This window comes from Mycobacterium sp. (genome assembly GCF_052145595.1).
GTDB lineage: Bacteria > Actinomycetota > Actinomycetes > Mycobacteriales > Mycobacteriaceae > Mycobacterium.
In genome coordinates, this window is the sequence record NZ_JBKQOI010000061.1 from 1 (window position 1) to 5,854 (window position 5,854).

The following is a 5,854-nucleotide window of genomic DNA, read 5'->3' on the forward strand; positions in this document are numbered from 1 at the left end:
ATTCGTCGGGGGCGGCTTTCACCCGTTTCCGGACTCGTCTCGCATTGACGCCGCGAACAGCCTTGCGAGAAAGTGTTCGGTCATGACGCCGCGGGCGCTCTTACCTGGGGAACTGGTCCGACCCCCAATTGGCCTGTCCGACAGGGCTGTTCGGCGCGCATGAACACCACCGCCGGGCGTTTGGTGTATCGCCGGACAAGGTTGTAGCCCAGCCGCACAAAGCGCATCCCGGACGCCTCCCAGCAGCGAAAATATCCATACCCGGGCGCACAGCCCGCAGGAGAAATGAGGAAACGGCGAAATGAAGACCACGCGAATCGCGGCGATTGGGGTGGCGAGTGCCGCGGCGATGATCGGTTTTCCGGCGACCGCGTGCGCTGACCCAGCGGTTAATCTGCCGGTGACCGATGACATTCGCGCCGAGCTGGTGCAGGCGGGCGCTGTGCTGACCGGCCGGCCTGCCTCGGAGTTCACGGGTTTAGTGCCCGGGAGGACCTACTACGCCTACGACCCAAACACCGACAGCCATTGGGCGGCAGCGGCATTGGTGGCCAGTCGAGCGTCGTTTCAAGCCGGCGTGAATCTGCAGGACCAAAACAGCTACATGCTGTTCAAAAAGGCCGCCGGGGGGACATGGATTCCATACGCCGATGGGTATGGCGGCATGCGGGGCGCGCACTGCCCGGTGCAGATACCGACGGCGGTTCTCAATGTGTGGCAATGGCCCGCGGGCGGCTGCTATCCACCTTCCTGAGCCACGCAACCCCTCAATGGATCTGGTTGCTGTGTTTGCGTCGGTGGAGCTGGCCGTTACTGGGGGTGGGTGGCCAGGTAGTCGCCGACCGGAATCGGTGCCGTCGCGGCGTATCCGATGGGCAGCAACACGTCGCCGGCGGTCGTGTAGCAATAGACGTCCCACCGATAGTACGCGGGAAACGTTGCCGGATCGGCCGCAAGCACCGCGGCGTATTGGTTGACCGCCTGCACGTATTCGTGCGCGTGGTTGTACCCGTAAATGGCGTGATCACGATCGTTGGCAAAGCCGTTCGCGGCGAGGTAGCGGCCCGCCGCCATGATGCTGTCGTGCGGCGAGTTGATATCGCCGCCCTGGCCGTAGCCGGCGAAGGTCGACGGCAAGAACTGCATGGGGCCTTCCGCGCCGGCGGTGCTGACGCCGACGATGCTGCCGAAGCGCGTCTCGATCAGGTTGATCGCGGCCAGATAATTCCAGCCGACGCCGGACTCCGACTCCGCCGCGTGGTAGTAACCCATCAGCTGATCGGCCGGAGCTGGAGGCTCGATGCGCCACGCGGGCAGTGTGTCCCTCACGTGTGTCATCGCAGAGAGCTGCCGACGGGCGTCGACATTGCGGTCGTAGACGTCGAGTAGCGACGACGGGATTCGCGGTCGTGTGGTCGCATCCCATTCCGGGTGCCGCCCGATGGCCCGGTAGGCAGCCTGCTCGCGGCGCGCCGCCGCCGCGAGCGCCGGCTCCGCCGTCGACGGGTCACGCAGGGCTCGCTCGTCGGCGACGAGGTCGTCGGCCAGCTGCGCGGGGTCTGACGCCAGTTGGGGCTGCGCGCCCTCAGGCTTGATCGGAGCGGCGGGCATCGGCGTTGTGGTCGACGCGAGTGCTACGGCGGCCACTGTCTTTGCAGGTAGCAGCGCTGAACAGCCGACAAGTGTGAACATGATCGCGCCGACGACGAGCGGCACGAAGCCCCCTATCGTGCGGACGCTCCCGACGGCCGTCCGCTGCGAAGCGGCGACTACGCGGTTACGGATCACTGTGTTCACTTCCGTCGGGATTCCTGGGCCGATTGACCTTCGTTCCGACCGTATGACATTAAAGCGGCTCTAGCCAGGGCGTCGCGAGACTGCGTAACGATACGGACTTTTGGCCCTTGGCAGGCGCCAGTGGGGGCGGTACCTCGATTGAAAACCTCGATGTTCGTTTCATTTTCGTCGATATACGCGTCTTTTTCCGACATCGGGCTCCATGATGGCAAGTACGCGATAGCACCCGGGGGTAGGCGATGTCATTTGTGCTCGTGGCGCCGGACGTGTTGGAGACGGCCGCGGCGGATCTGGCGCAGATCGGTTCGGCAGTGAGTGCGGGCCATCTGGCCGCCGCCATTCCGATGACCGAGGTGGCGGCGGCGGGCGCCGATGAGGTGTCGGCGGCCATTGCGGCGCTGTTTGGCGCACACGCTCAGGAGTATCAAGCGGCGGCGGCGCGGGCGGCGACCTATTACGAGCAGTTTGTGCGCACCTTGATCGCGGCGGAGGCATCGTATGCGGACGCCGAGGCGACCATCGCGGCGTCGGTGCGGGGGGCGCTGGGCGCGGTCAACGCGACCACGCAGGTGTTCGCCGAGGGTCCCATTCGCACGATCGGCGAAGCCTGGATTAGCAGCCCGCTCGGCCGGGTGCTCGACCCGATTATCAATGCGCCCACCGAGGCGCTGTTCGGGCGCGATCTGATCGGCAACGGCACCGGCAGCACCGGGACGCCGATCGTCATCGACTTCGTGCGGCACGGGCAGTCGATAGGCAACGCGACGAACGTGATCGACACGGCGGTGCCCGGAACTGGACTCACTGCGCTGGGCCAGCAACAGGCGGTGGCCATCGCCAACGCACTCAAGGGGCAGGGCCCCTTCGCCGGGATCTTCTCGTCGCAGTTGCTCAGGACGCAGGAGACCGCCGCGCCGTTGGCCAGCCTGCTGGGGATGGGGATGAGCGTGCAGGCATTGCCCGGGCTCAACGAGATCAATGCCGGCATCTTCGATGGCTCGCCGGATGTCAGCCCCGCGGGCGTGCTGTATCTAATAGCCCCGGTGGCATGGACGCTCGGACTGCCCATCATGCCGATGCTGGCTCCGGGCTCCGCCCACCCTAACGGGGTGGTCTTCGACCAGGGCTTTACCGCCGCGCTGCAAACGATGTACGGCCAGGCCTTGGCGAACCCGGTCGTGGGTTCCAACGGCAACGTCAACGAGGTGGCGTTCTCGAGCGAGTTTGCGATCGAGGTCGGGACGATGATGAACGTCAAGAACCCCGACCCCTTGCTCATGCTCACCCACCCGCTGTCCAACACCGCCGTTGTCGTGGTGCAGGGCGATCCCCAGGACGGTTGGACGCTGGTCAGTTGGGACGGTGTACCCGTCCCGCCGGCGTCATTGCCGACCGAGCTCTTCGTCGACGTACGCGACCTGATCATGGCGCCGCAATTTGCGGCCTACAACGTTTGGGAGGCCCTCCCCACCGGGGATCCGACGACGATCATGCACGCGATTGGGGACGGTGTCGACGAGGTCGCCACGACGACGGTGGGCTTCCCCTTCGTGGTGACCCGGGACTTGGTCGACGCTGTGGGCGGCAGCCTGGGTGTCCTGTCGACCGATCTGTAGTTGCAATGGCCGGCTGGTTTACGCCGGTCGGTCGGTGCTGTGGTGTTTGCGCTGGGCGGCTAAGAATTCGGACCAGGATTCCACCTCGGGGTGCCGCTTGAGCAAGGCCCGCCGCTGGCGTTCGGTCATGCCGCCCCAAACACCGAACTCGACCTGGTTGTCGAGCGCGTCGGAGAGGCACTCGGCGATGACGGGACAGTGCCGGCAAAAGGCAGCCGCTTTCCGCTGTGCCGCCCCGCGAACGAAGAGTTTGTCGGGATCGGCGGAGCGACACAGTGCCTTCGACCACCATTCGGTGCGGGCTTCGGCCATGCCGATGTAGGTGGTGCTTGCAGCCACGTTGAACACTCCTATGCGTGGTTGAAGACTCCCGTGCGCGTCTTCTGCCGGCGTTCGCCCCCTGGCAAGCACTATTCCGGCGCGGTTCGGCGGTGTCTGTCCGCCGACCAGTCGGTGCGTGGGATGAATCGCGCGTCCCCCGATTGGGGGAAACGGCGGCAACCGCTGTGTGCGACACTCAACGGCGTGATCGACGCGGCGCCGACCGACAAAGTGCGCGTAGTCGTGGGCGAAGATCACCCGCTGTTCCGCGACGGGCTCGTGCGCGCGCTGACGTCGAGCGGCGCAGTGGATGTGGTCGCTGAAGCCGATGACGGCGTCGCTGCCTTGGCTCTGATTAAAACCCATCTGCCGGACGTCGCGCTGCTGGATTACCGAATGCCCGGAATGGACGGTGCAAAGGTCGCCGCTGCGGTACGGCGTGACGACCTACCGACAAGGGTGTTGCTGCTGTCGGCGCACGATGAGTCGGCGATCGTCTTCCACGCCCTGGCGGAGGGCGCGGCGGGATTCCTGCCCAAAGAGTCGACGAAAACCGAGATCGTGAAGGGCGTGCTCGACTGCGCTAAGGGCCGAGACGTCGTGTCGCCGGCCATGGCCGCCGGTCTGGCGGGGGAGATCCGGCGCCGCGGCGAAGCCGAGACACCGGTGCTCAGCCCCCGCGAGCGTGAGGTGCTGAATTTCATCGCCCAGGGTTACACCATCCCCGCGATCGCTGCGGAACTGTACCTGGCGCCGTCCACGGTCAAGACCCACGTCCAACGGTTGTACGAGAAACTCGGCGTCGGTGACCGCGCCGCGGCTGTCGCGGCGGCCATGCGGCGCGGGCTGCTCGAATAGCATGGCGCGCCCGCTCGCTCGACTGGTCGACTTCGTTGCGGCCGAACCCGTCCGCCTGTCCTGACGCAGATGAATCTCGTGTTCTCCAATCGGGGGATACAGCGTGCAGTGCTATGGGAAGCTGAAAGCCGTGGTCGAAGCGGTACGATCGAGAAGGTGCGCGTTGGGGGTCGTCGATGACCTACCCGCTGTCGCCGAGGCGATACGCCGCGGTTTGCTGGAATCTGGAATAGCGTGAATAGATACCTGGCCCGGATAGCTGCCTTCTTCACGGCGCAACCCGTGCGCATCTCGGCGCTTCTTCGCCTGCCACTGATCGGGTTGATATCGATCCTGGTGTGGATATGGGAGGTCGATCACTGGCTGCCCGGGGCTTATGCGGCGATTCTGGGCGCCTATACCGCCGCGGCGGTGGTGTGGGTGGTCGCCGTAATCCGCGGCCCAGTCCCGTCGTGGGCCGACTGGGCCTCAACCGGAGTCGACCTGCTGGCCATCGTCGCGCTGTGCCTGGTGTCAGGGGGCGCGACCGCGGCGTTGCTGCCGGTGTTTTTCCTACTACCGATCTCGGTGGCCTTCGGGGACCGCCCGGTGTTGACAGCGATCTTCGGGATCGGAACCGCCGTCGGATATCTCGCGGTGTGGATCGTCTACTCCAAACGCGACCCCAACGTCGAGCTGCCGAAGATGGTGTTCATGCACGTCGGCTTTCTAATGTGGCTCGCGGTGGCCACCACAGCCCTGTGCTTCGTGCTGGCGTGGCGATCGGCCCGGGTGCGGGCTCTCCTAGAGGTGCGGCGCCGACTGGTGTCGGAGGCGTTGCGAGCCGACGAGCGTCACAACCGGGAGCTGGCCGAGCACCTGCATGACGGCCCCCTGCAGACGCTCATGGCGGCCCGGCTGGAACTGGACGGGGTTCGTGAACGCCATCCCGATCCCGCCCTGGACATGGTCGACGCGGCATTGCAGGAGACCGTCGCTGGCCTGCGCTCGACGGTCACGGCGCTGCATCCGCAGGTGCTTGCCCAACTCGGTCTCACCCCAGCTGTGCGAGAACTGACGCGCCAGTATGAATCTCGCGGCGACTTTGCGATCGAGGCCGACCTCGAAGACATCGGCCGACCCTCGTCTCAGTCGCTGCTGTACCGGGCCGCGCGCGAGCTGCTAGCCAACATCCACAAGCATGCCCGGGCGAAAAGGGTCAAAGTCAAACTGTTGCGAGACGGCCACAGAATCGTGCTAACGGTCGCCGATGACGGAACAGG

At 65.7% G+C, this 5,854-nt stretch carries 6 protein-coding genes; 4 read left to right on the forward strand and 2 right to left on the reverse strand.

Annotated features, from left to right (window positions below; genetic code table 11):
• The first annotated feature begins 301 nt into the window (after positions 1-301).
• Complete coding sequence (locus tag ACLP4W_RS04120) at positions 302-754, forward strand: hypothetical protein (RefSeq protein ID WP_442384390.1); 453 nt, start codon at positions 302-304, stop codon at positions 752-754.
• 56 nt (positions 755-810) lie between these two features.
• Here the strand turns inward: ACLP4W_RS04120 and ACLP4W_RS04125 are convergent, their stop codons facing one another.
• Positions 811-1,611: a transglycosylase SLT domain-containing protein gene (locus ACLP4W_RS04125; RefSeq protein WP_442384398.1), complete on the reverse strand. Its 801-nt coding sequence runs from the start codon at positions 1,609-1,611 to the stop codon at positions 811-813.
• Positions 1,612-2,036: 425 nt separating this feature from the next.
• Between ACLP4W_RS04125 and ACLP4W_RS04130 the strand changes: the two genes are divergently transcribed.
• The gene (locus ACLP4W_RS04130) at positions 2,037-3,413 is read left to right on the forward strand and encodes a PE domain-containing protein (protein ID WP_442384392.1); all 1,377 of its coding nucleotides are present in this window, start codon (positions 2,037-2,039) and stop codon (positions 3,411-3,413) included.
• Between the two features lie 18 nt (positions 3,414-3,431).
• Here the strand turns inward: ACLP4W_RS04130 and ACLP4W_RS04135 are convergent, their stop codons facing one another.
• A complete protein-coding gene (locus ACLP4W_RS04135; protein WP_442384400.1) occupies positions 3,432-3,725 on the reverse strand; it encodes a WhiB family transcriptional regulator in 294 nt (97 codons plus the stop codon).
• A gap of 150 nt (positions 3,726-3,875) precedes the next feature.
• Between ACLP4W_RS04135 and ACLP4W_RS04140 the strand changes: the two genes are divergently transcribed.
• Complete coding sequence (locus ACLP4W_RS04140) at positions 3,876-4,592, forward strand: response regulator (protein WP_442384394.1); 717 nt, start codon at positions 3,876-3,878, stop codon at positions 4,590-4,592.
• 234 nt (positions 4,593-4,826) lie between these two features.
• Positions 4,827-5,854, forward strand: a 1,028-nt coding sequence (locus ACLP4W_RS04145; protein ID WP_442384396.1) for a sensor histidine kinase, incomplete at its 3' end; no start/stop codon positions are given.

What these genes read in the sequence shown, in the direction of transcription:
- ACLP4W_RS04120 (WP_442384390.1), top strand. Translation starts at nt 302, where the DNA reads ATGAAGACCACGCGAATCGCGGCGATTGGGGTGGCGAGTGCCGCGGCG.
- ACLP4W_RS04125 (WP_442384398.1), bottom strand. Translation starts at nt 1,611, where the DNA reads ATGCCCGCCGCTCCGATCAAGCCTGAGGGCGCGCAGCCCCAACTGGCG.
- ACLP4W_RS04130 (WP_442384392.1), top strand. Translation starts at nt 2,037, where the DNA reads ATGTCATTTGTGCTCGTGGCGCCGGACGTGTTGGAGACGGCCGCGGCG.
- ACLP4W_RS04135 (WP_442384400.1), bottom strand. Translation starts at nt 3,725, where the DNA reads ATGGCCGAAGCCCGCACCGAATGGTGGTCGAAGGCACTGTGTCGCTCC.
- ACLP4W_RS04140 (WP_442384394.1), top strand. Translation starts at nt 3,876, where the DNA reads ATGAATCGCGCGTCCCCCGATTGGGGGAAACGGCGGCAACCGCTGTGT.